Here is a 24,365-nt window from a genome sequence, read left to right as displayed (position 1 = left end):
TCAATCACACAGCCTCCCATGTATTTCCCCCGTCCTTCTTGCCCCTGGGCTGTCATAAGCCGCTGCAATTCGAAATCGTTTCCTTGAATTCTCAACTATCCGGAATCTATCAAGCCCTGCTTTCGCAAACCTACCTGCCGCAAAGTTCAAGGCAGAACTGACATTGGAGAATTCCCGGGAGCAGTCGTCGTATTCGTAACCAGAACGGCGGAGTATGGTCACCGATATCTTGTCTGCTGTCCTGATCCTCTCATCGACCATATCCGGTGTGATCTGTCTGATATTATATATCGGCTGCGCTTGATCAGCCGCATCAGTGCTCATCTGAAGAAGTCCAAACGCGGCACCAAGTACGATGACAATTAGCAGAATGGCCGATTCCATTTTCTATTCCCTGTCCCAGATCGGTGACGTCAAATCTCTCTTAACATAAGACCACTTACCCTCCGCCAAGATGTGCCGAGACCGCCGCCCTCAACTCCCGCAAACGAGCCTGTATCTTCCCACACCCGACATTCGCTGCGCATAGGTCGTGATTGACCAGGCCAAGCTGACACTTATGCCGGTTCCACTGCGTGCCCGAGGGGTGGTTCAGTCCGGCGAGGACCCGTCCGCTGTCAACAATTCCCTGTTCTGAAAGCTCAGCGAGGATGGTAGCCGGGGTAGGGCCGAATGGAACAAGCCAGGCATTCGCCAGCATCTTCAATTCCGGAATAAGGTAGTCTCGAACCATGCCTTGCAAAAGTGGATTTTCGAGGTCGGCCCTTGAAGTTCCGCCTGGATAGTTGATCCAGTTGGCTGCCTTTTTTTTGGAGAACCGGGTAGCGATCGACCGAGGTGTAGTGCACACGGTTGCTGGATCGGCCGAACAATTCTGATGCGGAAGCCAGCCCGAACAGGTCGTTCATGCGGAAATGATCCATGAGCCGGGTTGCGATTGTTCGCATCTCTCCCGCGAATGAGGCCGACTGTTTTGCTATGCGCATGGCATCACCAACTGAACTACCCGAGCGGAGCGAGTGTCGGAGCGCAGCAGGCGCCGCCTCGGCCTGCTGTTTGCCAGGCGTCACTCCGAGAAGGACAATATTAGCGTCCTCATTGATCCAGTCGAAAGGGGCATAGAAGGCGGCAAGATCCGATGATCGACCCATGGAGAACGCAGGCTCATCGAGTATCGACCCCGATCCGATCAGTTCGGACAGCTCATCATTTGAAAGGCTACTGAGCTCGGCGACGAACCGATCGAAACTCAGATCTGTATTGTGGAGGGTGGGGGCCATGAGGATCTCCTGTAGGATTAGTTTGCCGTCTCTCCGGCTGTCACGCGGACCCCGCGTTCAGGAGATGGATCGCCAAGGCAAAGGTGAGAGACCCTGGTTCCATCTTGCCGGTGTTTTGGGCGACCGCCGGCTGCGCCCGGATGGTGACTAGCCACCCTCGGTTGGTCCTCCCCCGGCTGAAGCGCCGGGGCGGTTTGGAGGAGCCAACCGCTTGATATGTTCGCGCTGATAATCTGGGCTGGGGAGCGTGGCTCAGAGTTGTGAAAGCTCCCGGGCGGAGACGCGCCGCCAGCGTTCGACTGTCACTATCCCGAAATTCCCGGCTTCATTGGGGCGACGCCAGCGGGGGGTGGCCATGGCAGTGAGCGCGGAAAGAGCATCCTCGAAGTTCTCGTAATCCTGCTCTTCGCCCTTGGCCCCGATTGTGTAATGCGGTTCCTCTGAAGGGCGGCCGGGACGCAGGCAGGACTTCGGACCGAAAATCGTCCCATCACGCGCTTCCGGGACGAAGAGGTATTCTTCCGGCTCTTCGAGCTTCTTTGGCGCAATGTCATTTGACTCTGACTTCCAGCACTCGCCGGATAAATAGTCCTTCCAGATCGAAGGCATGTAATCCCGTTTTGTGAGCCAACTTTCAGCACTGGCTGGAGCAATCAATCCGTCCCTGGAGACGATCGGCGCGTCGGCAGACTTTGCGTAGATCGCATTCTGGAGCCGCTTGGTTGTCACGCGGCTCAGCGCCGCGAGTTCATGAACCGTGATGGGTTCATCATTATCATATTTCAGGCGACCTGCAGCAGCCAGACAAGTCGTCTGGATCGCCTCGAGCCCGTAGAATTTGCTGCCGGGACCGAACAGCGACAGAAAGCCGGTCAAATTTTCGATTGTTCCGGTAACAAACGCTGGGACATCGAGAGAGTCGAGTATCCTCTGAGGTTTCTCGCCATCCTCGCTGAGGAAAGACCACGACGGAAGTATGCCGTAGTAGGCAAAGGCATTGAGATCGTGTGCTCGCTCCATCGTTTCGGGCCAGAAGGTGTCGTTATAGGCATCGATGTCCTCCCATTGCGCACGCCATTCGAGCGTTGGCTCCTCATTATCGAGTTTGCTCCATGTCATTTCGCTTTCGGGGGCCGTCGAAAGCACGTGCCTAAGTGCGTACATTGCACGCGCGGCAGTTACCGGTTCGATTGCGGACTCAATAAGATCACCGGCTAGCGCAAGGGGCCGAACGAGGCCGTCGCACTCTTCCCATTCATAGCTTTCCTGGAAGGCGGTGAGGCGAATATCGAACTCGTGCTGAAGAGACTGCATGGCAAATTCCTATCAAATGGGCGTCCCGGAAATCCGGATTACCCACTTGATAGGCCCATGCCAGTTTCGGTGCAAGCAAAAAATGGGCACATAGGAAAGCTGGAATGCCCACATTTATAACGCTGCAGATAAAAAATATATAGTACAGATATTTAGACTGGGATTGCTGGCTGTATTGCCGTGGCACATCAACGCAACTGGCGGCTGACACACCGGCTTGGGGGTAGAATTAAAGCCGAATCACCGTGGTGCGGGATTGGCGTGAAGACGGTATCCATTGGGCATGTCCTTTTTGTGGGACGGCGCCCGGACGGGTGTTGGCGTACAATTCGATAAGATGACAAGGCGACAATGCAAAACGCACCAGTGGCCGCGCAAAGCCCTGTAGTTCATGCACCTACTCAGCACTCTCGAACGGTAAGCGTTTCCTCGAAATCCACCTCAAATTCGGCGCTCGCGGCCTCTCCTTCCGGGTCGCAATCCATGCCGTCTCCATCGTCCTTTTGGTTTTTCATGGCCTCTTCCGCAGCCATCTCGGCTTTGATGGCCTCGATAAGCAGCAACTCTTCAGGCGAGAGCGGCAGTTCGTCAGGACACTCCTCTTCCTCGATCAAGAGGGCCTGCAATCCTTCGAGGCCCAGCTTCTTGTGCTTCTCGAGAAACTCGAGCTTCAGCTTGGGGCCTGCCTTCAGGATGTCGTACATCATCGACTTCATGATCGCCTTGCCGATGGGCATCTGTTCTTTCTTGCCGCCGAACGTTACCTCGACGAGCTCGTTCGATGACTCCAGGTAGTAGCCCTCAAGCGTCTTGAGCTTCTTCTTGGCTTTCGCCTTTTTCGAGCTGCCTGCCGGGTTGCCGCTTTGTCCCGGCGCCCATTGCCCGCTCTTCGGCGGTTTACCGTAGCCGACTTCATAATCGTCAGACATCTCGATGCTCCCCATCCAATCGATCTGCTCAAGCGTTCTCAGGCTCGTCGGTTTCCGGCACGCGCAAATGCGCAAGCTCGGTAAAGTTGAGCCCGGTCTCTGCGTGAATGGCCTTGCCGCCAGTCCACTGCTCCCAGCGCTTGATGATGACATCGACGTAGCTTGGGTCGAGTTCGAGACCGGCTGCACGACGGCCGCAGGTTTCGGCCGCAATGATTGTCGTGCCAGACCCCATGAATGGATCAAGGACCAGCGCGCCGCGCTTGGTCACATCGAGCATGGCATCCCGCACGAGCTCGATCGGTTTGGCTGTGGGGTGAAGCGAGAGCGCATTGTTAGCAGAAGACCCGGGCTGGTTTGCTCCCGGGTACGTCCAGACGTTCGTTCGGTCACGGCCATGCTTACCGAGTTCGATGTTGTTCACGGCAAGCTTGGCGCCCTTGGAGAAGATGACCACCAGCTCATGAGCCGAACGATAAGGCGATCCCATTCCGCCCGATCCTTTGTTCCATACAGCGGTATTGATATGGCGTAGGCCAGAAGCCATTCCCGTCGCCATGACGATACGCACCGAACGCCAGTCGATGCAGGAGTAGAACACACCGCCGTCGGTGAGACGCTCAGTGCCGAGCTCATGGAAATCGCAGCAGAAGCCGATGAACTCTTCTTCGCCCATCTCGCCGGCACCCTGGACGAAATCCTTGTGCTTGCCTTTCGGACTGACGAAGCCTGCTATCGGAATATTCCACGGACAGTCGGTGAAGATCATGTCGGCAAGCTCGTCATTGAGGAGAGCTTTGTAGGAGCTAGCATCCGTTGCATCGCCGCAGAGCAGGCGGTGGTCGCCGAGGATCCACAGGTCGCCGACCCGCGATATCGGCGATGAGGGAAGAGCAATGGGCACCTCTTCCGAGGCTCCTCCTTCTTCATCAGTCGGCGGGCTCATGATGATATCCAGCTCGGGCATACTGAAACCGGTTGTTGCCAGATCGAACCCGATGTCATCGAATTCGACCAGCAGGTCGCCGAGGCCTTCAAGGTCCCAAGCTCCGGTCTCACCGATCCTGTTCAGCGCCACATGCAGCAGCGCGCGTTCGTCCTCGTCGAGGTGATCGATGACCGCGCACAAGACTTCCTGCGCGCCAAGTGATCGCAACGCCTCGACCACGAGATGACCATTGATGATTTCGCCCGACTGATCGATCAGCACAGGTGCGGACTGTTTGAGCTCTGCAATGCTGCGCGCCACGCGCTCGACCTGGTCTTTCTCCGACCGACGCACACGCTTCGACAATCCCTTGAGCGAGGCAAGCGCGCGCCGCTCCAGTTGCATATCGCAGAGAAGGTCAGCGGGTGCCGTAGCCGCGAGCGCGGCAATCTTCGTCTCGTGCTTGTTCTTTGACTTTGCGGCCTTGGTTTTCTCGGCAAGGGCCTGCTTGGTTTTGGTCTGGGTGATAGTGCCCATTGTTCATTTCCCTCTTCTTTGGGCGTGCCAAGGCACGCTATTGAGAAGGCAATGCGGGCTGACTTGCATGGAAGGGCGTGACGCAACCGACCGTCCTGCGGTACGTTCCGCAGGAGCAAAATCAGCTCGCATTCCTTCCATGGATCACAACGATGCCAAGGCAACCGGTTCATATTGACCGGCGAGACCACGGGCCTCCAATCAGCCTTAGTCTCTCGCCCCATCGTTGCGGCGATGTCTTTATGGAATCAGAGGGTGAATCACAGCGCAAGCACTTTCTTGAAAAATCTTTCACCTGCCTCTGAGAGACCGAAAGTCTCGTGTGCCTGCGCCCGATAAGTCCTTACCTTGCGGCGGGACTTTGCGTTCCTTGCCTGGACGGTTCGACTTCACTGCTCAGGTATCAAGAATTCCCTGCTCCAACTGCCAGGGAATTCGCGGGGAAAGACGCGAGAATTCGTGGCCTTACGAAGGCTAGACACGCGCATTGGGGTCAGAACTTTCGAGATTTCCCTGCTAAATACCCTGCTTGCAGTGAAATTCGCAGGTGAGACTAGTCCGGCGACAACTGCGTCGCGCACCAGTGCTTCATCTGGAAATTTCGACTCGCCAAGCAAAAGGGCTATTCGCCATCCAGCTATGTATTGAATTCCACTCAGGACTGTTTGGTGCGGTCGAGAAGACTCGAACTTCCACGGGTTATTCACCCACAACGACCTCAACGTTGCGCGTCTACCAGTTCCGCCACGACCGCACACAGTCAACAAGGGCCCTTTGGCCCCGCTTGGTAGGAGCGCGCCACTAGCAAAGGGGTTTTGACTGCGCAAGCGATTGATTGCTGTCTTGCGCAACGAAACGCTCACGAGCCAGAAATCGCGCATCACCTTGACGGAGTCAGCGTTGCGCTTTCCATCCGATCTCTGCGAATTTGGCAGACTTGGGCACGTTGGTGACCGCTTCGTTGATTGTCATGCTTTCACCCGGAGCGAGCGAATCCTGCGGCGGTACAACTTCCCAGCTGTAGACCGGACGCTCGCGTTGATCGCGCATGACGATGAGGATCGACGGCACACTGACCGTTTCGCGGCCGGTGTTGGTGATTGTGCCGCTCGCACCGTAGAACTCGGTTCCATTGGGCAGGGTGCGGCGCTCTTGCTGGTCGGCCGGGAAATCGAGCACCAGATTGTCATCGCCCAAGCCAAATGTCGGTCGGCTCACAGGCACCCAGTCGGGAAAGCCGTAATAGCTGGCTGCGATCACCGTCCCGGTCGCCAGCAAGGCGAACACTGCGGCCGCAGCGGTCCAGATCTTCAGCGGATTGCGCCGTCCGCGGAACGGCGGCTGATAATCGAATTGCGAGTGGTCGTCATCGAATGATTCGGGTTCCGGCGCGGGAGTGGTTTCAACCACTGGCGGGGTAATTTCGTCCGCAACTCCCGCTTTGGCCTCGCGCTGTATCGGCGGAGGGGGTGCGCCGTCTTCATCGTCCGCAACCGGTGACGGTGACGGTGTAGTGGAAGGTGACGCCGGAGTTGACACCCGACTCGATGCCTGAGCCGATGCATGTGTCGGTGCGGGGGGCGAAGCCGAACCCGAAGCCGGCCGTGCCCGCTCGTTTCGCTGCACTCCGTCGAAGCCGGGCTTGGGAGTTGGCACTGCCTCTGTCGCCGGTTCTCCCGGCAGTTTGATTTCCGGCCCGTCCTGAAACCAGCTATGACGACATTTGGCGCAACGCACGGTTCGGCCGTCCACGCCAATTGCGCTATCGGGAACGACATAGCGCGTCGAACAGGCTGGGCAGGCGATAATCATGGTGACTGATGTCTTTACGTCCGTGTGACAGGAGCAACAAGGCTTCACGGCTGTGGGCAGCACGCACATTGTCTTTTTTCCACATTGAAGGGCGGCTATAGGCGCAGCACAATGCAATTTTCCTTCGAATCCCAACATGCTCGGCGTGCGCGGCCATGAATGCGCCGGACAACGAAGTGGTGGCGTTCGACAATGTCGGGCTGCGTTACGGCCCCGACCGCGAAGTGTTGAGCAACATTTCCTTCACGCTGTTTCCCGGCAGTTTCTATTTCCTCACCGGAGCAAGCGGGGCTGGCAAGACATCGCTGCTCAAGCTGCTTTACCTGGCTCAGCGCCCGTCGCGTGGAGCGATCCGCATGTTCGGCACTGACGTTATCACGCTGGCGCGAAAGAAATTGCCGGCATACAGGCGGCGCATCGGCGTGGTGTTCCAGGACTTTCGCCTCATCCCGCATCTCTCCGCGTTCGACAATGTCGCGCTGCCATTGCGGGTTTCGGGTGTGCGTGAAGAGGATCTGCGCAAGCCGGTTGCAGATATGCTTGACTGGGTCGGCTTGTCACACCGGATCGATGACCGGCCTGCCACGCTGTCCGGCGGAGAGCAGCAGCGTGTGGCCATCGCTCGCGCGGTGATTGGCCGACCCGACATGCTGGTTGCCGACGAGCCGACCGGCAACGTCGATCCCGAGATGGCTTTGAAGCTGCTTCGCCTGTTCGAAGCGCTCAACCGGCTCGGCACGACGGTCGTGGTCGCGACACATGATGTGCATTTGCTAAAGAAAGTCCCCGAATCGCTGATCATGCGGCTGGACAAGGGCAAATTGTCCGATCCCACGGGTGCTTTGCGCTATCCACCCAGACCTGCGGTCAAGCGTGACCGGTTGTCGTGAACGTGGAAAAGCCACCAACTCTGGGCCGCAAGATTGCGCGCGGCTTCAACCGCTTCGGCGGCGAACGCGCAGCGCAGCTGGTGCCGCAAGCGCGGCTCGCCGGTCCGATGCCATGGGTCATCGCGATCATGGTCACGCTGGTGGTCATCGCCGCCGCGGGCGGTCTGGCGATGCGCAATGTTGCTGAAAGTGCGCGGACCGAGCTGGCGGCAGGGGCAACGGTTCAGGTGCTCGAAGCGCTGCCGCAGGAACGAGAACGGCAGGCACGCATCGTCGAGGAAATGCTTCAGGCCAGTCCGGCGGTGGCATCGACCCGGCGCGTACCGGATGAGGAGCTCGATGCCCTGCTGGAACCATGGCTCGGCGTAGGGACAGCAAGCCAGGCGGTGCCGGTTCCCGCACTGATTGACGTGCGTCTCCGCAGCGATGCTACGCAGGACACGCTGGATGAACTCCAGGCCATGCTGGTCCAGCGCGCGCCCGATGCGCGGATCGATGCGCAGGCGAGTTGGCTGGGGCCGGTGTTCGGTGCGCTGTCTTCGATGCAATATCTGGCTTTGGCACTGGTGGTGCTGCTTGCCATGACGAGCGCTGCGGCAGTCTGGTTGGCAGCACGCAGCGCACTTGGCAGTAACCGTGGAACCATCGAAGTGGTGCATATGCTGGGCGGGACAGATGCTCAGATTGCGCGCATATTCGAACGCTCGATCGGTTTCGATGCGACCCTTGGCGGTGCGGTGGGGCTGGCGATGGGTCTCGCGGCGATCTTGTTTCTCGGGCGCCAGTTCGCCGCTCTTGGATCAGGTATGATGGCTGCTGGCGGTCTCGGCTGGACGGACTGGGTGATGATTGCAGCCATTCCGCTGATCGCTGTGGCACTGGCCATGCTGACCGCCCGCATCACAGTGATTGCCGCGTTGAGGCGGATGCTATGATCCGCCGTCTGCTGGCTTCTGTTGCGGTGCTCTGGTTCCTCGGTTTTGCGTGGTTCACCATTGCGCTGCCCGGTCCGCTTGAAAGCGCTACAGATGATGCGGCGATTGTCCCGACCGGGGCTGCCGGGCGGATCGAGCATGGTATTGAATTGCTTGAGGCGGGCAAGGTCAATGCAATGCTGGTCACTGGTGTCGATCCTGAGGTCAGGCCGAACGAATTCGCAGTCCAGTTCGAGGTGCCGCCCACGCTGATGGAATGCTGCATCACGCTGGGTTCGCTTGCGGTCGACACGCGAGGGAATGCGACGGAAACAGCCAAGTGGCTCGCCGAACACAAGTTTTCCTCGATCCGGCTGGTGACCAGCGATTGGCACATGCGCCGGGCGCGCATCGAACTGGCGCGAACTGTTCCCGATGACCTGATTATCAGAGCGGATGCCGTGCCGACCGAACCATCGCTTCGCATTCTGTTTCTCGAATACCACAAGTTTCTGGCAAGCTGGGTATCTGGTTTGTGGCTCGGGTGAAGCACGATGGTCTTGCTTAGAAACCTTGCATTCTACACGGCGTTCTACTTCGTCAGCCCGTTCTACGTCTTGGCAGCGCTCGCGGTAATGCCGGTCAATCGCGAAGCTTTCAGGGGCGTGGTGCGCAAATGGGGCAAGTTCCATCGTTGGTGCGTGACCCGTCTACTCGGCATTGACGTGGTCATCGAAGGCAGGCTGGAGGCGGAAACGGTCCTCTATGCAGTCAAGCATGAAAGCTTTTTCGAAGCCATCGATTGCCCGGTGCTGTTCGGCTATCCGGCGGTTTTTGCCAAGGCGGAGTTGTTCAGAATTCCGGGCTGGGGCCGGGCCGCGCTCCGCTATGGTCTGGTGCCGGTGGCACGGGAACAGGGCGCGAAGACGTTGCGGGCGATGATAAGGTCCTCGCGCCAGCTGGCCACCGAAGGGCGCGAGCTTGTGCTTTTTCCCGAAGGCACGCGGGTTCCGCATGGCGAAATCAGGCCGCTGGGCGCTGGCTTCGCCGGAATTTACAAGCTGATCGGATTGCCGGTCGTCCCTGTCGCAGTGAACAGCGGGCCAACCTATCATCGCTGGCTCAAACGGCCGGGGACGATCACCTACAAATTCGGTGAGATCGTGCCGCCGGGCTTGCCCCGCGCGGAAGTCGAAGCGCGCGTCACCAAAGCCATCAACGCGCTCAACGATCCTCAGTGATCCTTTCGCCCGAAATCGGGGCGCGCATCGTCCTGACCTTGCTCGATGATCGAGCGGCGGATGGCGCGGGTCCGGGTAAACAGGTCGAACAGCGCATCACCGTCGCCATTGCGAATCGCGCGCTGCAGCGATGACAGGTCTTCGGTAAAGCGGCCGAGCACTTCGAGCACCGCCTCGCGATTGTTGAGGAACACGTCGCGCCACATGACAGGGTCCGATGCGGCGATGCGGGTGAAATCGCGGAAACCGCCGGCAGAATATTTGATCACTTCGCCCTGGGTCACGTCTTCCAGGTCCGAAGCGGTGCCGACAATCGTGTATGCGATCAGGTGCGGGATGTGGCTGGTGACCGCGAGCACGACATCGTGATGGGCCGGGTCCATGATTTCGACCAGTGCGCCAAGTGATTCCCAGAATTGCCTCAGAGTCGCGACGGCTTGTGCTTCGACGCCTTCGGGTGGTGTCAGAATGCACCAGCGGTGGCTGAACAGGTTGGCAAAGCCTGCATCGGGCCCGCTCCGCTCCGTCCCGGCGACGGGGTGGGCGGGGATGATGGTGTGCTTGGGCAGTGCCGCGGCCAGCGCCTTGGCGACCGATTGCTTGGACGAGCCGACGTCGCTGACGATGGCATGCGTCGGCAGGGCCGCGGCCAGTTCGATCGCCGCCGCTTCCATCGCGCCGACCGGGACGCAGAAAATCACAAGATCGGCGCGGCTGGCCGCTTCCGCCGGTGTGTCGCACACCCGGTCGACCAGTCCGCGTTCGGCGGCGCGCAGCCGGACATTAGGGTCTGCGTCGTAGCCGGCGGTCGCGATCTTCGGCATCCGCTCCGCAATGGCGAGACCGAGCGAACCGCCAAGCAGGCCGAGGCCGATGATCGCGACGCGCTCGATACTCATCCCGCCTGTTCCGCTGCAGTACGGATGATGCGCGCAATTTCGTCCATCTGTTCGGCAGTGCCGATGGTGATCCGCAGGGCGTGCGGCAGGCCCTGACCCGGCAAATGGCGCACCGCGTATCCGCCTGCGGCCAGCGCATCGAGTGCTGTGGCCGCTTCGAGCGAACCTACGAACAGCACGAGACTGAAATTGGCTTTGCTGGGAATCGGACGAATGCCGTGATTGCCGAGTGCGCTCATTGCGGCTTCGAAGCGGGCGAGTTCGGCGGAGTTGTGTTCGCGCGATGCTGTCACGAACTGCTGGTCCCCCAGTGCGGCGGTTGCCGAAGCCTGGCCGTGGTTGGTCACATTGAACGGCCCGCGGATGCGATTGAGCGACGCGGTGATGCCCGGTGCGCCTGTGCCCCAGCCGATCCGCTCGCCGGCAAGGCCGTAGATCTTCGAGAACGTCCGGGTGACCAGAATATTGTCATGCACGGCGGCGAGCTCCAGCCCGCCATCATCCTCGTCCTCGGTCAGATATTCGGCATAGGCCTGGTCGAGCACAAACAGCACGTCGTCCGGCAGCCCGGCATGGAGCCGCGCAATCTCGCTTTTCGGCAGATAGGTTCCGGTCGGGTTGTTCGGGTTGGCTACGAAGACCACCCGCGTGCGCTCGGTCACTGCCGCCAGCAACGCGTCGACATCGGTTGCATAATCGCTGTCCGGCGCTTCGACCGGCGTCGCGCCGCAGCGCCGTGCGGCGATGTCGTAAACCGAGAAACTGAACCGGCTGAACAGCACTTCGTCACCTGGCCCCGCGTATGCCTGCGCCGCAAGATTGAGCACTTCGTCCGATCCGGTGCCGCATACGATGCGAGCCGGGTCGACCCCGTGCAGCCGTCCTATCGCCGCACGAAGTTCGCCAGCATCGGGATCCGGATAGCGCGCCGCCCCGGCTGCCTTGGCGAAAGCCTCAATCGCGGCACGACTGGTGCCAAGCGGATTCTCGTTGGCCGAAAGCTTGACCAGCTTGCGTCCGTCCGACCCCTTGGCCTTGCCCGGGACATAGGCGTGGATCGCTTCGATCCATGGTTTGGGCTGCGGTCCGGTCATAATGTCCTTGTGTGCCATTTCGGGTTTCAGGCCATAAAGAAATACAGCCCTTCGACAAGCTTGGGGCGAACGGTTAAAGAGCGGGCGTCTAAACCCGCAAGTGCCAAGCTTGTCGAAGCACTGTTGTTTCTCGTGACCCAAGGCCAGATTTGAGCGCGACCTCCCACATATTTGCACTCCCCGCCGACTTGCCGCTCGACAGCGGGCAGTCGCTGTCGGGCGTGGAGATCGCTTACGAGACCTATGGCGCACTGGCGCAGGACAAGAGCAATGCGATCCTTGTCTGCCATGCGCTGACCGGCGACCAATATGTTGCCAGCCCGCATCCCGTTACCGGCAAGCCCGGCTGGTGGGAACGGATGGTCGGGCCGGGCAAGCCGGTGGACACTGATCGCTACCACGTTATCTGCGCCAATGTGATCGGCAGCTGCATGGGCTCGACCGGGCCGCAGTCGCTCGCGGCGGATGGCGCGCCTTATGCGATGCGCTTTCCCGTCATTACCGTGCGCGACATGGTGCGCGGGCTGGTGGCCTTGCTCGACGGGCTCGGCATCGAGCAACTGCAGGCGGTGGTCGGCGGCAGCATGGGCGGAATGCAGGCGCTCAGCCTCGCTGCCAACTGGCCGGATCGTGCAGCCCGGGTCCTCGCCATTGCCACCACCGCGCGCCACTCAGCGCAGAACATCGCTTTCCACGAGGTCGGGCGGCAAGCGATCATGGCCGATCCCAACTGGCGGGACGGCGCGTATTACACCGGCGAAACCACGCCCGACGCCGGCCTCGCTGTGGCGCGGATGGCGGCGCATATCACTTACCTTTCCGAAGAAGGTCTGACGGAAAAATTCGGGCGGCGGCTGCAGGACCGGCCCGACGGCACCAAGGGGGCGAAGACTTTCGGCTTCGACGCCGACTTCCAGATCGAGAGCTATCTGCGCTATCAGGGCAGCGGTTTCACCCGCCGGTTCGATGCCAATTCCTATCTCTACATCACCCGCGCGATGGATTATTTCGACATTGCGGAAGAGCATGCGAAGGACGGGAAAGAGGGCAAGCTGGCCGATGCCTTTGCCGGCGCACAGGCGCGCTTCTGCCTCGTCAGCTTCGACAGCGACTGGCTCTACCCGACGGCGGAGAGCCGCCATCTTGTCCACGCGCTCAATGCGGCAGGCGCGCCGGTCAGCTTTGTCGAATTGTCCGCACCGTTCGGGCATGACAGTTTCCTGCTCGATGTGCCCGCGCTCGACCGGGTGGTGAAAGGCTTCCTCGATGGCTGAGCTGCGCGCATCGACTTTGCGGCCTGACCTCGCGGTCATTGCGCACCATGTGCCAGACGGTGCGCGGGTTCTCGATGTCGGCTGCGGTGACGGGGTGCTGATGGCCGCGCTCCAGCGCGACAAGCAGGCCGATGCGCGCGGGATCGAGATCGACCCGGAATGCGTTGAACGGTGCGTCGCGCAGGGGCTTTCCGTGGTGCAGGGCGATGCCGACCGCGACCTCACCTTCTACCCCGATGGCGCGTTCGATGTGGCCATCCTCAGCCAGACGTTGCAGACCGCCGCGCGGCCCGACCACATGATGCGTGAATTGCTGCGCGTCGGCCGCCGTGCCTTCGTCAGCTTCCCCAATTTCGCTTACTGGCGGATGCGCTGGGCGCTGATGAGCCAGGGCCGGATGCCGGTGACCCGCCACCTGCCGGTCACATGGTATGCGACGCAGAATATCCACCATGTGACGGTAAAGGATTTCGAAGCGCTCGCCAGCGATCTGGGCATCGCAATCGAGAACCGCTGGTTCTTCACCCGCGAGCGCGAGATCGGCGAGGGCGGCGCAAACTGGCGCGCCGAATACGCGTTGTTCGAGGTGAGTGGGGGCTGAATTCCCCTTTCCTCGTCATTGCGAACGTAGCGAAACAATCCGGAAATGCGCGGAGCAGCACTGGATTGCTCGCAATGACGGGATTGGACCTCCACCTGTAGGAATAAGGTGACACGTGTCACCCTGTTGGAGTTTGCAAGTCTCTGTTTTGAAAGGAATTTCAAAACCCAACAGGGTTACACCCGGCGGCGCAAAATCGGTTTAGCCTATTCCGCATGTCCAAAAATCTGGCGCAATCCGGTTCGGCGGTGGGAGCGCGCGCGGTAGCTATAGCGCCTGATGAGCCTGTAGGAAAATGGCAGCTATTGGGTGGTTAGCGGTCACTTCAGTTGGGCTGTGCCGTCACTTTGAGCTCCATACCTTCGCCGGAGGCGACCCATTGGGCACGGGCATTTAGCGAGTTCGCTAGGGAATGGATAACCCTAGTGCCCAATCCTGATTTCGCCATGGCCATCTCGGCATCTTCTGCCGTCGCCGTGCCATTGTCTCGGCACAAGATCGACCACGAATGGGCGTCGCCCCCGATGATTATCGAGATTGTCCCATGCCCGTCCTTGAGGCCATGCTTTACGCTGTTGGAGACAAACTCATTCACGATCAGTAGCAAAGCATTCGCCAATTGAGGTGTCGCTTCGATGGCCTGAACGTCAATGGATAGCTTTGCATCGTCCGGAATGAGATACCGCAGGTCTGTCTGTACCCGTTCGAACAACGACTTCAGGTCGACATGGCGGCTGGCTTCCAGCTCGTGCAATTCGGCGTGAAGCGAGGAAAGGGATCGAATCCGCGTGCTCGCGTCCTCTAATTCGAGTTTCAGCGTCTCATTCGATGTCCTGCGGGCTTTCATCGAGAGCATTGCACCGATTGAGGCCAGCGAGTTCTTTACCCGATGATCAACCTCTCTCCGAAGAACTTGCTCTTCTTCTAGCGCGAGCCGAAGATTGAGTTCGCTCATGACGTGTTTCGCCAACACTCTCAGAACTTTGCGCTGGCGATCAGTAAGAGTTCGCGGTTTGTGATCAAGAACACATAGAGTCCCGAGAGGAAGACCGTTCGTTCCTTTAAGAACTACTCCAGCATAAAAACGAAATCCTGGCTCGGACGTGCATAAGGGGTTATCGGCCATCCGTTGATCTTGAAGCGTATCGGGAATTTCCACGAAGTCGCCTTGAAGGATGACGTGGCCACACAAGCTCGTTTCTAGCGGGGTGGATCGAACTCCAAGGCCAACCTCAGCTTTAAACCACTGGCGTCCCGCGTCGATGAAGTTCACGACCGAAACAGGAACCTCGCATATGTCCGAAGCAATCTCGACTAACTCATCGAAATCCTTTTCCCGCTCGGTGTCCAGAATGCCGTATCTATGAAGCTCCCTAAGGCGCTCCTCTTCCTGAGGATGTAGGGATGGTTTCATTTGACCGTAGTAGCAGGAACGTCACGGTTGTGAAACTTGCATCCGATGTCCAGTATCGGGTCGTTAGCAGACATTCGCGGCTTTATCCTCACCCCAACCATTCCGCGTGCCACGCCACATGCTCGGCCATGAAGGTCGAGATGAAGTAATACGAATGGTCATACCCTTCCTGCATGCGGATCGTCGCGTCGATTCCGGCGGCATCGCAGGCACCGGCAAAGCGGTGGGTTTGAAGCTGTTCGTCGAGGAACTGGTCGGCGGTGCCCTGGTCGATCAGTATGTGATCGTGCCGCGCGCCGTCCTCGATCAGGGCGACAGCGTCGTGTTCGCGCCACGCTTTGCGATCTTCACCCAGATAGCGGCCCAGCGCCTTCTCGCCCCATGGCACCTGGCTCGGGGCGACGATCGGGCTGAAGGCGCTGATTGATTTGAATCGGTCCGGATTGCGCAGTCCGATGGTCAGCGCGCCGTGGCCGCCCATGCTGTGGCCGGTGATCGACTGGCGTGCCATGTCGACCGGAAAATTCGCGGCCAGCACGTCTGGCAGTTCGCGCTCGATATAGCTGCGCATGCGGTAGTGTTTAGACCATGGCTGCTGCACCGCATCGACATAGAAGCCCGCGCCTTTGCCGAAATCATATTCGTCCGATGCGTCGGGCACATCGTCTCCGCGCGGGGAGGTGTCCGGCGCGACAAAGACGATCCCGTGCTCCGCGCAGGCAGCGCGAAACTCGCCCTTCTCGGTGACATTGGCGTGCGTGCAGGTGAGGCCCGAGAGATACCACAGCACCGGCAGCTTCGCGCCCTTCTCGTGCGGCGGGACGAAAACCGAGAAAGTCATCTCGGTGCCGGTTTCGGCAGAGGCATGGGTGTAGACGCCCTGCGTTCCGCCATTCGCTTTGTTTTCGGAAACCGTTTCGAGGGTCATCAATCGTCCTTGGTCGGGATTTCTGCGGTTACCGGCTCATGCCCCCAATGCGCCAGCAGACGCAAAATATCCACGCCGGGCAGGCCCATGGTGGCGGTGTTGCGCAGCGGATGAACATTGACGCGGTCCGCTTTGGCCAAACCGGCCTCGAGCACCACTGTCACGGTGCCGGGTTCAGCGTTGATCATCGCCAGCGGCGTGACCGAACCGGGCGCGATGCCGATCAGCCGCTCCATATCCTCCGCCTTGCCGAAGCTGACCCGCTTGCACCCTATCGCCTGCGGCAGCGCCTTGAGGTCTACGCGGCCCTCGGCCGGCACAGTGACCAGCCAGAACGCGCCGCTCGCGTCTTTCAGGAACAGGTTCTTGGTATGCGCTCCGGCAATATGTGCCTTCAGGTCGCGGCTCTCCTCGACCGTGAAGACCGCGCGATGTTCGTGCACTTCATGCTGAATCGAAAGCGCGGCGAGATCGGCCATCAGATCGTCCTCGCCGCGCCGTTTCGTCATGACTGTGTCGGCCCTCAGCCGAGGCGCTTCATCACGCATATCTTGTTGCCGGCCGGATCGCGCAGATAGGCGAGATACATCTTGCCGATTTCGCTTTCGCGGATGCCGGGCGGGTCTTCGATTGCGGTGCCGCCATTGGCGACGCCGGCGGCATGCCAAGCATCGCCCTGTTCTTCGCTTTCCACTGCAAAGCCGATGGTGCCGCCGTTGGCCCCGCATGCCGCGCCGCCGTCAATCGGCTGGCTGACGAGGAAAATTCCGCCATTGTGCATGTAGATCAGGCGCCCTTTGGGATCGACCGAAGCTTCACGCCCGCCCAGCGCCTTGAAACAGGCGTCGTAGAATGTCTTCGAGGCGTCGATATCGTCGGCACCTACCATTACGTGACTGAACATAGTTCTCTCTCCTTGATGTTGGATATCGTCGTTGTGCGATCAGTAGACCACGACGCTGCGGATACTCTCGCCCGAATGCATCAGGTCGAAGCCCTTGTTGATCTCTTCCAGCGTCAGCGTGTGGGTGATCATCGGGTCGATGGCGATCTTGCCGTTCATGTACCAGTCGACGATCCTGGGCACATCGGTCCGGCCCTTGGCCCCGCCAAACGCCGTGCCGCGCCAGTTGCGCCCGGTCACCAGCTGGAACGGGCGGGTGGTGATTTCCTTGCCGGCTTCGGCCACGCCGATGATGATGCTGGTGCCCCAGCCCTTGTGGCAGCATTCCAGCGCCTGGCGCATCACGTCGGTGTTGCCCGTGCAGTCGAAGCTGTAATCCGCCCCGCCGTCGAGCAGCTCGACGAGATGGGCGACCACATCGGCCGTTTCCTTCGGATTGACGAAGTCGGTCATGCCGAACTTTTCGCCCCATTCCTGCTTGGAATTGTTGATATCGACGCCGACGATGCGGTCCGCGCCGGCCATCTTTGCGCCCTGGATGACATTCAGCCCGATCCCGCCGAGCCCGAACACCACCACATTGTCGCCCGGCTGGACCTTCGCCGTGTTGACCACTGCGCCGACCCCGGTGGTGACGCCGCAGCCGATATAGCAGCTCGTCTCGAACGGCGCGTCGGTGCGGATTTTGGCAACGGCGATTTCGGGCAGCACAGTGAAGTTGGAGAAGGTCGAACAGCCCATATAATGGTAGATCGTCTCGCCCTTGTAGCTGAACCGGCTGGTGCCGTCGGGCATCAGTCCCTTGCCCTGCGTCTCGCGGATCGCGCTGCACAGATTGGTCTTGCCACTGAGGCACATTTTGCACTGGCGGCATTCGGGGGTGTAAAGCGGGATCACATGGTCGCCCGGCACCACGCTGGTCACGCCTGCACCGACTTCGCGCACGATCCCGGCGCCCTCATGGCCGAGGATCGACGGGAAGATTCCTTCGGAGTCGAGCCCGTCGAGCGTGTAGGCATCGGTGTGGCAGATGCCGGTCGCCATGATTTCCACCAGCACTTCGCCCGCCTTCGGCCCTTCAAGGTCGAGCTCGACGATCTCGAGCGGTTTCTTGGCTTCGAAGGCGACAGCGGCGCGGGTTTTCATGGGGGCGTTTTTCCTCTCGACTCGTACGCGGCCACCATTGCGCGGGCTGGCGCCGCATGGCCAGTATTTCTTTTGCAACCGACCGCATTCACGGCGCTTTGCGCCGCGCCAGCTATATGCCAGTCTGCCCTCAAAGGAGAATACGATGCGCGCAAGATGGACAAGCGGTTTGGCAATGCTGGCGCTGTCTCTGGCATTAGGGGCGTGTGGTTCGGACCGGTCCGATCGCAGCGACCCGGTCGAAACGGAGCGCGATAGCGCAGGAAACACGTTGCAAATCACCAGCGTGGGCAGCTTGCCGGGAACGCCTTGGCTCTACGCATCCTTCGGCGTGCCTTCGGGCGGCAAATTCTCCTCCTATTCGAAGCCCTCGCGCCAGCGCAACGCGCTGCTGATCGACCGGGAAAGCGGCGAAACAATCCAGTTGCTGCCTGACAACGACGGCTTCGTACACGATGTGTGGTTCGTCGCAGCGGAAGCCGGGGCTCTGCGCGAAACCAGGAGCTACGTGCCCGACGAACGTGACACGCCAATCGATCCGCCGGCGTATGTGCTGATCGAAACTGAAATTCTGACTGACGAAACAAGCGAGCGCCTGCTCCTCGCCGGTTCGATGGAGGAGCTGGAGCTGATTTCGATCGCCAGCGGGTTCGACCGGATCAAGCATCTCGAAATGCTCGACGAGACGCGGCTGTCGGTGCTGCTGGTGAAGGGCGGGCAGTATCATCTGCTGGTGGCCGACCTGTCCAATCGCAATGTGCTGTCCAGCGCCAAGATCACGCCGCGTCCGGTCAACTAAGGCTGGGGCGCATTATCCCTCGTGGATAGCCTTTGGCACCATGCAGGCCATCACGCCTTCGCGGCCGTCTTCGCTGCCATAGCCTGACCATTTGACCCCGCCGAACGGCGCATCGACTGCGCTCACACCGCCGGTGTTGATCGCCAGCATCCCGGCTTCGACTTCCGCGGCCAGACGGCGGCGGCGCGCCGGATCGGCGGTCCAGGCATAGGCGGCAAGGCCATAGGGCAGGCGATTGGCTTCCTCGATCATCGCGTCCTCTCCGCTCATCGGGTTGAGGATCGCGACCGGGCCGAAGGGTTCGTTGTTCATGATGTCCGCATCGGTCGGCACTTCGCTCAGGACTGTAGGTGCATGGAAAAAGCCCTGGTTGCCGATCCGATCGCCGCCGGTGAGCAGTTTCGCGCCCTTGTCCTTGGCGTTGCCGATCAGCTTTTCCATGTTGTCGAGACCGCGGCTGTTGGCCATCGGGCCCATCTGCGTGCCGTGTTCCAGCCCGTTGCCGACTTTAACTTTCTCTGCCCGCTCGACGAAGCCGTCGCGGAATTTCTCGAACACATCCTGTTCGATCAGGAAGCGCGTCGGGCTGACACAGACCTGCCCGGCGTTGCGGTACTTGTTCGATACCATCGTATCGAGCGCCTGATCGACATCGCTGTCGTTGAACACCAGCACCGGCCCGTGACCGCCCAGTTCCATGGTGCAGATCTTCAGGTCATCCGCCGCCAGCTTGGCCAGCTGTTTGCCGACTGCGGTCGAGCCGGTGAAGGTCAGCTTGCGGATAACCGGGCTGGCCAGCAAATGTTCGCTGACATCGCTCGGCACGCCGAACACGCACTGTACCACGTTGCCCGGCACGCCCGCGTCGAGCAGCGCCTGCACGATTGCGATGCCCGAGGCTGGGGTTTCCTCGCTCGGCTTGACGATGGTCGAACAACCCGCCGCAAGAGCGCCGCCAATCTTGCGCATAACGTTGAGTGTGGGGAAATTCCACGGTGCGAAGCCCGCCACCGGCCCGACCGGGTGGTACTGGATTTCGACCCGGCTGCCTTCAGGCCTCACCAATGTCCGCCCGTAGAGCCGCTTGCATTCGCCGGCGTAAAATTCGAGCAGCATGGCGGCGTACATGGTCTCGCCCTTGGCTTCGCCAAGCGGCTTGCCCTGTTCACGGGTGAGGCTTTGAGCGATGTCTCCGGCACGCTTCTTGATCAGGCCTGCCGCCTTGGTCAGGATCGAGGCGCGCTTGTCCGCCGACGTGGTGCGCCATTCCCGGAAACCCTGCTCCGCCGCATCGAGCGCGCGGTCCAGATCCTCGCTTGTCGCATGGGGAAGCTGCGTCAGCACTTCGCCGGTCGCCGGGTTGATCACGTCTTCGGTCTTGCGGCCGCCGCCAGAGACTTGTTCGCCAGCGATCAGCAGATGTAGGTCGGGGAAGGTGCTCATGGAGGTAAACTCTCTTTTGTCAGGTGCATGTTCAGGAATCCCCATCTAGGGGCTTATCTATGACTATCCACGGCAAGCTCGCTCTGTTCCCGCTACTGCTGGCGATTTGTATCCCTTCTGCGCCGCTGGCTGCATCAAACGCTTCGGCGCAAGGCGGATTGCAACTCTCGCTCGAACAGCAAACCGCGCTGCGGTGTTCTGCCGCCTTTGCGATTGTCGCTGACGGGCAAACGCGCGGCAATGCGAAGGCCGCCCGGTTCCCGCCACTCGGTCAGCGCGGACGGGAATTTTTCGTGCGGGCATCGGCGCGGCTGATGGACGAAACGGGGATGGACCGAGAGGCGGTTGCCGCGCTGCTGTCGATGGAGGCGCGCAAGCTTCGGGAAGACGATACGCTGGAAGACGCGATGCCCGCGTGCCTGCTGCTGCTCGACGCCTCGGGACTTTAGCGCAAACCGTCTGAAATCCACCGACATATCGGCGTTGGCATATGGACGCGGGCCGCGGCTTGCGCCATGAACGAAGGCCATGTGGCGCCTCTATCAATTTCCGCTCTGCCCGTTCAGCCGCAAGGTTCGCCTGCTGCTGAGCGAGAAGGGCGTCGGCTATGAATTGTGGCGTGAAAACCCGTGGGACAATCGCGACGAATTCTGGGCGCTCAACCCCGCCGGACGAACTCCTGTGCTGCACGACCCGGACAAGAAAACGACCCTGTGTGACAGCCGCGCGATCTGCGAGTATTTCGAAGAAACGACCGAACAGTCGCCTTTGATCAACGGCACTTCGAAGGAACGTGCCGAAATCCGGCGGCTGATTGCGCTGTTCGATGAGAGTTTCTTCAACGATGTGACCGGGCCGATGATGCACGAGAAGATGAAGAAGCGGATCATCTTGCGCCAGCCGCCTGACTCGCGGCGGCTGAGCGGGGCCATGAAGATGGCCCACGGCCACCTCGATTACATCGATTGGCTGATCGACAACCGCACCTGGATCGCCGGTCCGCGCATGAGCCTGGCAGACCTTGCCGCAGCGGCGCAGATTTCCGTCGCGGACTATCTTGGCGGGATCGATTGGGATCAGCACAAATCGGCCAAAAGCTGGTATTCGGTGATCAAGAGCCGTCCCAGCTTCCGCCCGTTGCTGTCAGAAAGAATGGAAGTGATCCAGCCCCCCAGCCACTATGCTTCGGTCGATGGATAGGGCTTCGGTGGATGGATAGGGCACCGGTGGATCGACCGGGCTTGGCTCCCTATATCTCCTGACGAAGGAGCATTTGCATGAACGACATCAGAAATCTAAGCGCTGCAGAATGGCGTGAGCGGCTCAGCCCCGAGCGGTTCCATGTCCTGCGCGAAAAAGGCACGGAACGCGCCTTCACCGGTGAATATGACAAGCATTACGAGGCCGGCGAGTATTTTTGTGCGGGCTGCGGCACCAAGCTGTTCGAAAGCGATGCGAAATACAACAGCGGCTGCGGCTGGCCGGCGTTTACGAAGCCGGCAGAGGGCGGTGCGGTGGATGAACACCGCGATATGTCGCACGGGATGATCCGGACCGAAGTCACCTGTTCGAACTGCGATGGCCACCTGGGGCACGTTTTTCCCGATGGCCCGCAGGACCAGGGCGGGCTGCGCTATTGCATCAACAGCGCGGCGCTGGACTTCGAAGCGGAGGAGAAATAGGCGGAAGAAAGCCGCCGGGCCGTTCACGCGGAGTTAGAACTTGCATATGCAATGCACAGGCTGATCAATGCGCCATAATCTCCGGCGCCAGATGACTGCAGGGTGGATGGCGAAAAGAGGAAGTCGGCGGCGGGCCGCTGCTCGCACCAGGAAACCGGAAAAGGCACCCCTTCGCGGGTGGCGGCTGTGGCTGCGCCGTGCGGTTTTCGCGGGCGTTGCCCTGTCGCTTCTCGGTGCGGTTTTCCTCGGTTTCGCGGTAATCTTCGCCGCGCGTTCGCTGCCCAGTTTCGCAGAGCTGAAAGCGACCCAGAACGCGCAGACCATCGTGGTGCGCGCGCGTGACGGAACGGAGATTGTCGAACTCGGACCGAGCTTCGGCAAATGGATCGACCGCAAAGACATTCCGCAGAACATGAAGAATGCGATGATCGCGGTCGAAGATCGCCGGTTCTATTCGCATCCCGGGGTCGACCCCTACGGTCTGGGCCGCGCGTTCTACGACGCGGCAACCGATGACGGGCGGATCAGCGCGACTTCCACGATCAGCCAGCAGCTGGCGCGCAATCTGTTCCTCAATTCCAACCGCACGCTCGACCGCAAGATGCGAGAAGCGGTGCTGGCGATGGCGCTCGAATGGAAATTTTCCAAGGACGAGATTCTCGAGCTTTATCTTAACAAGGTCTATTTCGGCGGCGGGGCCTACGGCATCGACAGCGCGAGCCGGAAATTCTTCAGCCATCCAGCGACCGAACTTTCAACCGGCGAAGCGGCGATCATCGCCGGTCTGGTCAAGGCGCCGAGCCGCTATTCACCGACGGCAGATGTTCAGGCCGCGGTCGACCGCGCTCAGGTGGTGCTGCGCCTGATGAAAGAGCAGGAGATGATCGACCCCTCCGTTTCGGTCGATCCGACTGCGGTGAAGCTCAAACAGGACACGGCGCGCAATTCCGTGCGGTACTTCACTGACTGGGCGCTGCCGCAGCTCGACCTGTTGCTGCCTGAAACCAACGAGCCGATCGAGGTCTGGACGACGCTCGATGTGGGCATGCAGCGCGCGGCGGAAACGGCGATCTCCGCAAATACGCCCGACGGGGCGCAAGGCGCGCTGGTCAGTCTCGATCGCGACGGTGCGATCCTCGCCATGATCGGCGGCACGGATTACGTCGAAACCAATTACAACCGGGCGACCGATGCGGTTCGTCAGCCGGGCTCAAGCTGGAAGCTGTTTGTTTACATGGCTGCGCTCGAAGCGGGCTACAATCCGGGCTCGATGGTCAAGGATGTGCCGGTGACGATCGATGGCTGGAGCCCGCGCAATTCGGGTGGCGGATATGCCGGCGATATCGATGTGCGCACCGCTTTTGCCTATTCGAAGAACACCGTGGCGGCGCAGCTCGGCAATGAAGTCGGCTTTGGTACAGTTGCGAGCATGGCCAAGCGGTTCGGGATCACCACTCCGATCCAGACCTTTCCATCGATGGTGCTGGGAACGTCGGAAACCCGCCTGATCGACATGACGCGCGCCTTCGGGGCTGTTTCCGCAGGCGGGCGCTCGGTCGAACCATACGGGATCGTCAAAGTGACCACCGCAGACGGCGAAACCCTGTATGAGCACGAACAGGCGCGCAGTACGCAGCTCGTCCCGGAATATGTCGCTGCCGGGATCACCGACCTGCTGCAAACGGCTGTCTCGACCGGCACCGGGCGAGCGGCGCAGATTGGCCGCCCTGTCGCCGGCAAGACCGGCACGACCAGTTCGAACAAGGATGGTTACTTCGTCGGATTTTCCAGCGGGATTACCACGGGCGTGTGGATGGGCCGCGACGACAACGGGCGCGTGCCCGGACTGCAAGGCGGGCGGGCACCCGCGCAGGCCTTCGCCGCGTTCATGCGCTTCGCGGTGAAGGACCGCCCGGTCGAGCAGTTCAACACCGAGCTTAAATTGCCCGAATGGCAGCTTGAGCCCGATGACGAGTTTTATTTCGGCGATCCGGACGATTATTATTACATCGACGAACAGGGGAATCTGATCGAGCCGGGCCAGGGTCGCGGGTCGGACCAGCAGCCGGTCGAGCCTCAGGGCGAAGGCGATGTGATGGATCGTCCGCGCAACCGGACACCTGCGCAGGGCGATAACGGGCAGGCGGCGAGCGACGATTTCCTCGACCGCGCGACCGGCGGTGGCAATCCTCGCGGCGGGCCGGGCGGAGGGCCGAGTGGAGGTCAGGCGCGGCCGAGCCCGCCTCCTGCGCAGCCGCAACCCCCGCGCCCGATGCCGACCCGCATCCCGACCGAGGCACCCCGGCAGCAGTAGCCGCCGGTCAGAATGAAAAAGG

Annotated in this window: 25 protein-coding genes and 1 tRNA gene; 11 read left to right on the top strand and 15 right to left on the bottom strand. The window is 60.6% G+C overall.

What is annotated here, in order from left to right:
- The 7 genes from E0502_RS04140 to E0502_RS04110 form a co-directional block, all read right to left on the bottom strand.
- Complete coding sequence (locus tag E0502_RS04140) at positions 1 to 384, bottom strand: hypothetical protein (RefSeq protein WP_137676674.1); 384 nt, start codon at positions 382 to 384, stop codon at positions 1 to 3.
- 257 nt (positions 385 to 641) lie between these two features.
- Positions 642 to 1,280 (bottom strand): hypothetical protein, encoded by a 639-nt coding sequence (locus E0502_RS04135; protein WP_137676673.1) that lies wholly within the window; start codon positions 1,278 to 1,280, stop codon positions 642 to 644.
- 252 nt (positions 1,281 to 1,532) lie between these two features.
- Positions 1,533 to 2,594: a hypothetical protein gene (locus tag E0502_RS15235; protein WP_204517914.1), complete on the bottom strand. Its 1,062-nt coding sequence runs from the start codon at positions 2,592 to 2,594 to the stop codon at positions 1,533 to 1,535.
- Positions 2,595 to 2,995: 401 nt separating this feature from the next.
- Complete coding sequence (locus E0502_RS04125; RefSeq protein WP_137676672.1) at positions 2,996 to 3,523, bottom strand: DUF5681 domain-containing protein; 528 nt, start codon at positions 3,521 to 3,523, stop codon at positions 2,996 to 2,998.
- Between the two features lie 28 nt (positions 3,524 to 3,551).
- Entirely contained in the window at positions 3,552 to 4,988 is a 1,437-nt protein-coding gene (locus E0502_RS04120) for a DNA modification methylase (protein WP_137676671.1), read from the bottom strand.
- Positions 4,989 to 5,654: 666 nt separating this feature from the next.
- Positions 5,655 to 5,742: transfer RNA gene (locus E0502_RS04115), tRNA-Leu, on the bottom strand.
- A 140-nt stretch (positions 5,743 to 5,882) separates the two neighbouring features.
- On the bottom strand, positions 5,883 to 6,800 hold the full coding sequence (locus E0502_RS04110) for a zinc-ribbon domain-containing protein (protein ID WP_137676670.1): 918 nt from the start codon (positions 6,798 to 6,800) through the stop codon (positions 5,883 to 5,885).
- A gap of 155 nt (positions 6,801 to 6,955) precedes the next feature.
- On the opposite strand from E0502_RS04110, the gene ftsE reads away from it, so the two are divergent.
- The 4 genes from ftsE to E0502_RS04090 are packed head-to-tail and all read left to right on the top strand — an operon-like array spanning position 6,956 to position 9,845.
- Positions 6,956 to 7,690, top strand: coding sequence for a cell division ATP-binding protein FtsE (gene ftsE / locus E0502_RS04105; RefSeq protein WP_137676669.1), 735 nt, complete (start codon positions 6,956 to 6,958; stop codon positions 7,688 to 7,690).
- Positions 7,691 to 7,692: 2 nt separating this feature from the next.
- Positions 7,693 to 8,625, top strand: coding sequence for a cell division protein FtsX (locus tag E0502_RS04100; RefSeq protein ID WP_240048850.1), 933 nt, complete (start codon positions 7,693 to 7,695; stop codon positions 8,623 to 8,625).
- On the top strand, positions 8,622 to 9,152 hold the full coding sequence (locus tag E0502_RS04095; RefSeq protein WP_137676668.1) for a YdcF family protein: 531 nt from the start codon (positions 8,622 to 8,624) through the stop codon (positions 9,150 to 9,152). Before E0502_RS04100 ends, E0502_RS04095 begins: the two co-directional genes overlap by 4 nt.
- Positions 9,153 to 9,158: 6 nt before the next feature.
- Positions 9,159 to 9,845, top strand: coding sequence for a lysophospholipid acyltransferase family protein (locus E0502_RS04090; RefSeq protein ID WP_137676667.1), 687 nt, complete (start codon positions 9,159 to 9,161; stop codon positions 9,843 to 9,845).
- On the opposite strand, the gene E0502_RS04085 is transcribed toward E0502_RS04090, so the two are convergent.
- Entirely contained in the window at positions 9,839 to 10,744 is a 906-nt protein-coding gene (locus E0502_RS04085; RefSeq protein WP_137676666.1) for a prephenate/arogenate dehydrogenase family protein, read from the bottom strand. The two genes, E0502_RS04090 and E0502_RS04085, sit on opposite strands and share 7 nt — an antisense overlap.
- The gene (gene hisC, locus E0502_RS04080; RefSeq protein ID WP_240048849.1) at positions 10,741 to 11,856 is read right to left on the bottom strand and encodes a histidinol-phosphate transaminase; all 1,116 of its coding nucleotides are present in this window, start codon (positions 11,854 to 11,856) and stop codon (positions 10,741 to 10,743) included. The genes E0502_RS04085 and hisC overlap by 4 nt, the downstream gene beginning before the upstream one ends.
- 131 nt (positions 11,857 to 11,987) lie before the next feature.
- Here hisC and metX point away from each other — a divergent pair, with 131 nt between their 5' ends.
- Both metX and metW read left to right on the top strand, forming a co-directional pair.
- Complete coding sequence (gene metX, locus E0502_RS04075) at positions 11,988 to 13,112, top strand: homoserine O-acetyltransferase MetX (RefSeq protein WP_137676664.1); 1,125 nt, start codon at positions 11,988 to 11,990, stop codon at positions 13,110 to 13,112.
- Positions 13,105 to 13,713, top strand: a complete 609-nt coding sequence (gene metW / locus E0502_RS04070; RefSeq protein ID WP_137676663.1) for a methionine biosynthesis protein MetW — start codon at positions 13,105 to 13,107, stop codon at positions 13,711 to 13,713. The genes metX and metW overlap by 8 nt, the downstream gene beginning before the upstream one ends.
- A 325-nt stretch (positions 13,714 to 14,038) precedes the next feature.
- Here the strand turns inward: metW and E0502_RS04065 are convergent, their stop codons facing one another.
- The 5 genes from E0502_RS04065 to E0502_RS04045 all read right to left on the bottom strand — a co-directional run bounded on the left by E0502_RS04065 (position 14,039) and on the right by E0502_RS04045 (position 18,105).
- Entirely contained in the window at positions 14,039 to 15,127 is a 1,089-nt protein-coding gene (locus E0502_RS04065) for a histidine kinase dimerization/phosphoacceptor domain -containing protein (protein WP_137676662.1), read from the bottom strand.
- 88 nt (positions 15,128 to 15,215) lie between these two features.
- A complete protein-coding gene (fghA, locus tag E0502_RS04060; RefSeq protein WP_137676661.1) occupies positions 15,216 to 16,055 on the bottom strand; it encodes an S-formylglutathione hydrolase in 840 nt (279 codons plus the stop codon).
- Positions 16,055 to 16,564 (bottom strand): prolyl-tRNA synthetase associated domain-containing protein, encoded by a 510-nt coding sequence (locus E0502_RS04055; RefSeq protein WP_137676660.1) that lies wholly within the window; start codon positions 16,562 to 16,564, stop codon positions 16,055 to 16,057. The genes fghA and E0502_RS04055 overlap by 1 nt, the downstream gene beginning before the upstream one ends.
- A gap of 14 nt (positions 16,565 to 16,578) precedes the next feature.
- Positions 16,579 to 16,959, bottom strand: a complete 381-nt coding sequence (locus E0502_RS04050) for a VOC family protein (RefSeq protein WP_137676659.1) — start codon at positions 16,957 to 16,959, stop codon at positions 16,579 to 16,581.
- 39 nt (positions 16,960 to 16,998) lie between these two features.
- Positions 16,999 to 18,105, bottom strand: a complete 1,107-nt coding sequence (locus tag E0502_RS04045; protein ID WP_137676658.1) for an S-(hydroxymethyl)glutathione dehydrogenase/class III alcohol dehydrogenase — start codon at positions 18,103 to 18,105, stop codon at positions 16,999 to 17,001.
- Between the two features lie 145 nt (positions 18,106 to 18,250).
- On the opposite strand from E0502_RS04045, the gene E0502_RS04040 reads away from it, so the two are divergent.
- The gene (locus tag E0502_RS04040; RefSeq protein ID WP_137676657.1) at positions 18,251 to 18,904 is read left to right on the top strand and encodes a hypothetical protein; all 654 of its coding nucleotides are present in this window, start codon (positions 18,251 to 18,253) and stop codon (positions 18,902 to 18,904) included.
- A gap of 12 nt (positions 18,905 to 18,916) precedes the next feature.
- On the opposite strand, the gene E0502_RS04035 is transcribed toward E0502_RS04040, so the two are convergent.
- Positions 18,917 to 20,347 carry an NAD-dependent succinate-semialdehyde dehydrogenase gene (locus E0502_RS04035; protein ID WP_137676656.1) on the bottom strand — a complete coding sequence of 477 codons (1,431 nt, stop codon included), beginning with the start codon at positions 20,345 to 20,347 and terminating at the stop codon, positions 18,917 to 18,919.
- A gap of 59 nt (positions 20,348 to 20,406) precedes the next feature.
- Between E0502_RS04035 and E0502_RS04030 the strand changes: the two genes are divergently transcribed.
- The 4 genes from E0502_RS04030 (at position 20,407) to E0502_RS04015 (ending at position 24,343) form a co-directional block, all read left to right on the top strand.
- Positions 20,407 to 20,796, top strand: coding sequence for a hypothetical protein (locus E0502_RS04030; RefSeq protein ID WP_240048848.1), 390 nt, complete (start codon positions 20,407 to 20,409; stop codon positions 20,794 to 20,796).
- Positions 20,797 to 20,875: 79 nt separating this feature from the next.
- On the top strand, positions 20,876 to 21,547 hold the full coding sequence (locus E0502_RS04025) for a glutathione S-transferase family protein (protein WP_137676655.1): 672 nt from the start codon (positions 20,876 to 20,878) through the stop codon (positions 21,545 to 21,547).
- Between the two features lie 77 nt (positions 21,548 to 21,624).
- The gene (msrB, locus tag E0502_RS04020) at positions 21,625 to 22,029 is read left to right on the top strand and encodes a peptide-methionine (R)-S-oxide reductase MsrB (RefSeq protein WP_137676654.1); all 405 of its coding nucleotides are present in this window, start codon (positions 21,625 to 21,627) and stop codon (positions 22,027 to 22,029) included.
- A gap of 106 nt (positions 22,030 to 22,135) precedes the next feature.
- The gene (locus E0502_RS04015; RefSeq protein WP_137677516.1) at positions 22,136 to 24,343 is read left to right on the top strand and encodes a transglycosylase domain-containing protein; all 2,208 of its coding nucleotides are present in this window, start codon (positions 22,136 to 22,138) and stop codon (positions 24,341 to 24,343) included.
- Positions 24,344 to 24,365 lie beyond the last annotated feature (22 nt).

It is taken from the genome of Parerythrobacter lutipelagi (assembly GCF_005434975.1).
Taxonomy (GTDB): domain Bacteria; phylum Pseudomonadota; class Alphaproteobacteria; order Sphingomonadales; family Sphingomonadaceae; genus Parerythrobacter_A; species Parerythrobacter_A lutipelagi.
This window is presented reverse-complemented; position numbering and strand designations above follow the sequence as displayed.

What these genes read in the sequence shown, in the direction of transcription:
- E0502_RS04015 (WP_137677516.1), top strand. Translation starts at nt 22,136, where the DNA reads ATGGCGAAAAGAGGAAGTCGGCGGCGGGCCGCTGCTCGCACCAGGAAA.
- E0502_RS04065 (WP_137676662.1), bottom strand. Translation starts at nt 15,127, where the DNA reads ATGAAACCATCCCTACATCCTCAGGAAGAGGAGCGCCTTAGGGAGCTT.
- E0502_RS04090 (WP_137676667.1), top strand. Translation starts at nt 9,159, where the DNA reads ATGGTCTTGCTTAGAAACCTTGCATTCTACACGGCGTTCTACTTCGTC.
- E0502_RS04120 (WP_137676671.1), bottom strand. Translation starts at nt 4,988, where the DNA reads ATGGGCACTATCACCCAGACCAAAACCAAGCAGGCCCTTGCCGAGAAA.
- E0502_RS04085 (WP_137676666.1), bottom strand. Translation starts at nt 10,744, where the DNA reads ATGAGTATCGAGCGCGTCGCGATCATCGGCCTCGGCCTGCTTGGCGGT.
- E0502_RS04135 (WP_137676673.1), bottom strand. Translation starts at nt 1,280, where the DNA reads ATGGCCCCCACCCTCCACAATACAGATCTGAGTTTCGATCGGTTCGTC.
- E0502_RS04110 (WP_137676670.1), bottom strand. Translation starts at nt 6,800, where the DNA reads ATGATTATCGCCTGCCCAGCCTGTTCGACGCGCTATGTCGTTCCCGAT.
- E0502_RS04050 (WP_137676659.1), bottom strand. Translation starts at nt 16,959, where the DNA reads ATGTTCAGTCACGTAATGGTAGGTGCCGACGATATCGACGCCTCGAAG.
- E0502_RS04025 (WP_137676655.1), top strand. Translation starts at nt 20,876, where the DNA reads ATGTGGCGCCTCTATCAATTTCCGCTCTGCCCGTTCAGCCGCAAGGTT.
- E0502_RS04140 (WP_137676674.1), bottom strand. Translation starts at nt 384, where the DNA reads ATGGAATCGGCCATTCTGCTAATTGTCATCGTACTTGGTGCCGCGTTT.
- metW (WP_137676663.1), top strand. Translation starts at nt 13,105, where the DNA reads ATGGCTGAGCTGCGCGCATCGACTTTGCGGCCTGACCTCGCGGTCATT.
- E0502_RS04040 (WP_137676657.1), top strand. Translation starts at nt 18,251, where the DNA reads ATGCGCGCAAGATGGACAAGCGGTTTGGCAATGCTGGCGCTGTCTCTG.
- E0502_RS04045 (WP_137676658.1), bottom strand. Translation starts at nt 18,105, where the DNA reads ATGAAAACCCGCGCCGCTGTCGCCTTCGAAGCCAAGAAACCGCTCGAG.
- E0502_RS04035 (WP_137676656.1), bottom strand. Translation starts at nt 20,347, where the DNA reads ATGAGCACCTTCCCCGACCTACATCTGCTGATCGCTGGCGAACAAGTC.
- E0502_RS04055 (WP_137676660.1), bottom strand. Translation starts at nt 16,564, where the DNA reads ATGACGAAACGGCGCGGCGAGGACGATCTGATGGCCGATCTCGCCGCG.
- fghA (WP_137676661.1), bottom strand. Translation starts at nt 16,055, where the DNA reads ATGACCCTCGAAACGGTTTCCGAAAACAAAGCGAATGGCGGAACGCAG.
- E0502_RS04125 (WP_137676672.1), bottom strand. Translation starts at nt 3,523, where the DNA reads ATGTCTGACGATTATGAAGTCGGCTACGGTAAACCGCCGAAGAGCGGG.
- hisC (WP_240048849.1), bottom strand. Translation starts at nt 11,856, where the DNA reads ATGGCACACAAGGACATTATGACCGGACCGCAGCCCAAACCATGGATC.
- E0502_RS15235 (WP_204517914.1), bottom strand. Translation starts at nt 2,594, where the DNA reads ATGCAGTCTCTTCAGCACGAGTTCGATATTCGCCTCACCGCCTTCCAG.
- E0502_RS04030 (WP_240048848.1), top strand. Translation starts at nt 20,407, where the DNA reads ATGACTATCCACGGCAAGCTCGCTCTGTTCCCGCTACTGCTGGCGATT.
- msrB (WP_137676654.1), top strand. Translation starts at nt 21,625, where the DNA reads ATGAACGACATCAGAAATCTAAGCGCTGCAGAATGGCGTGAGCGGCTC.
- ftsE (WP_137676669.1), top strand. Translation starts at nt 6,956, where the DNA reads ATGAATGCGCCGGACAACGAAGTGGTGGCGTTCGACAATGTCGGGCTG.
- E0502_RS04095 (WP_137676668.1), top strand. Translation starts at nt 8,622, where the DNA reads ATGATCCGCCGTCTGCTGGCTTCTGTTGCGGTGCTCTGGTTCCTCGGT.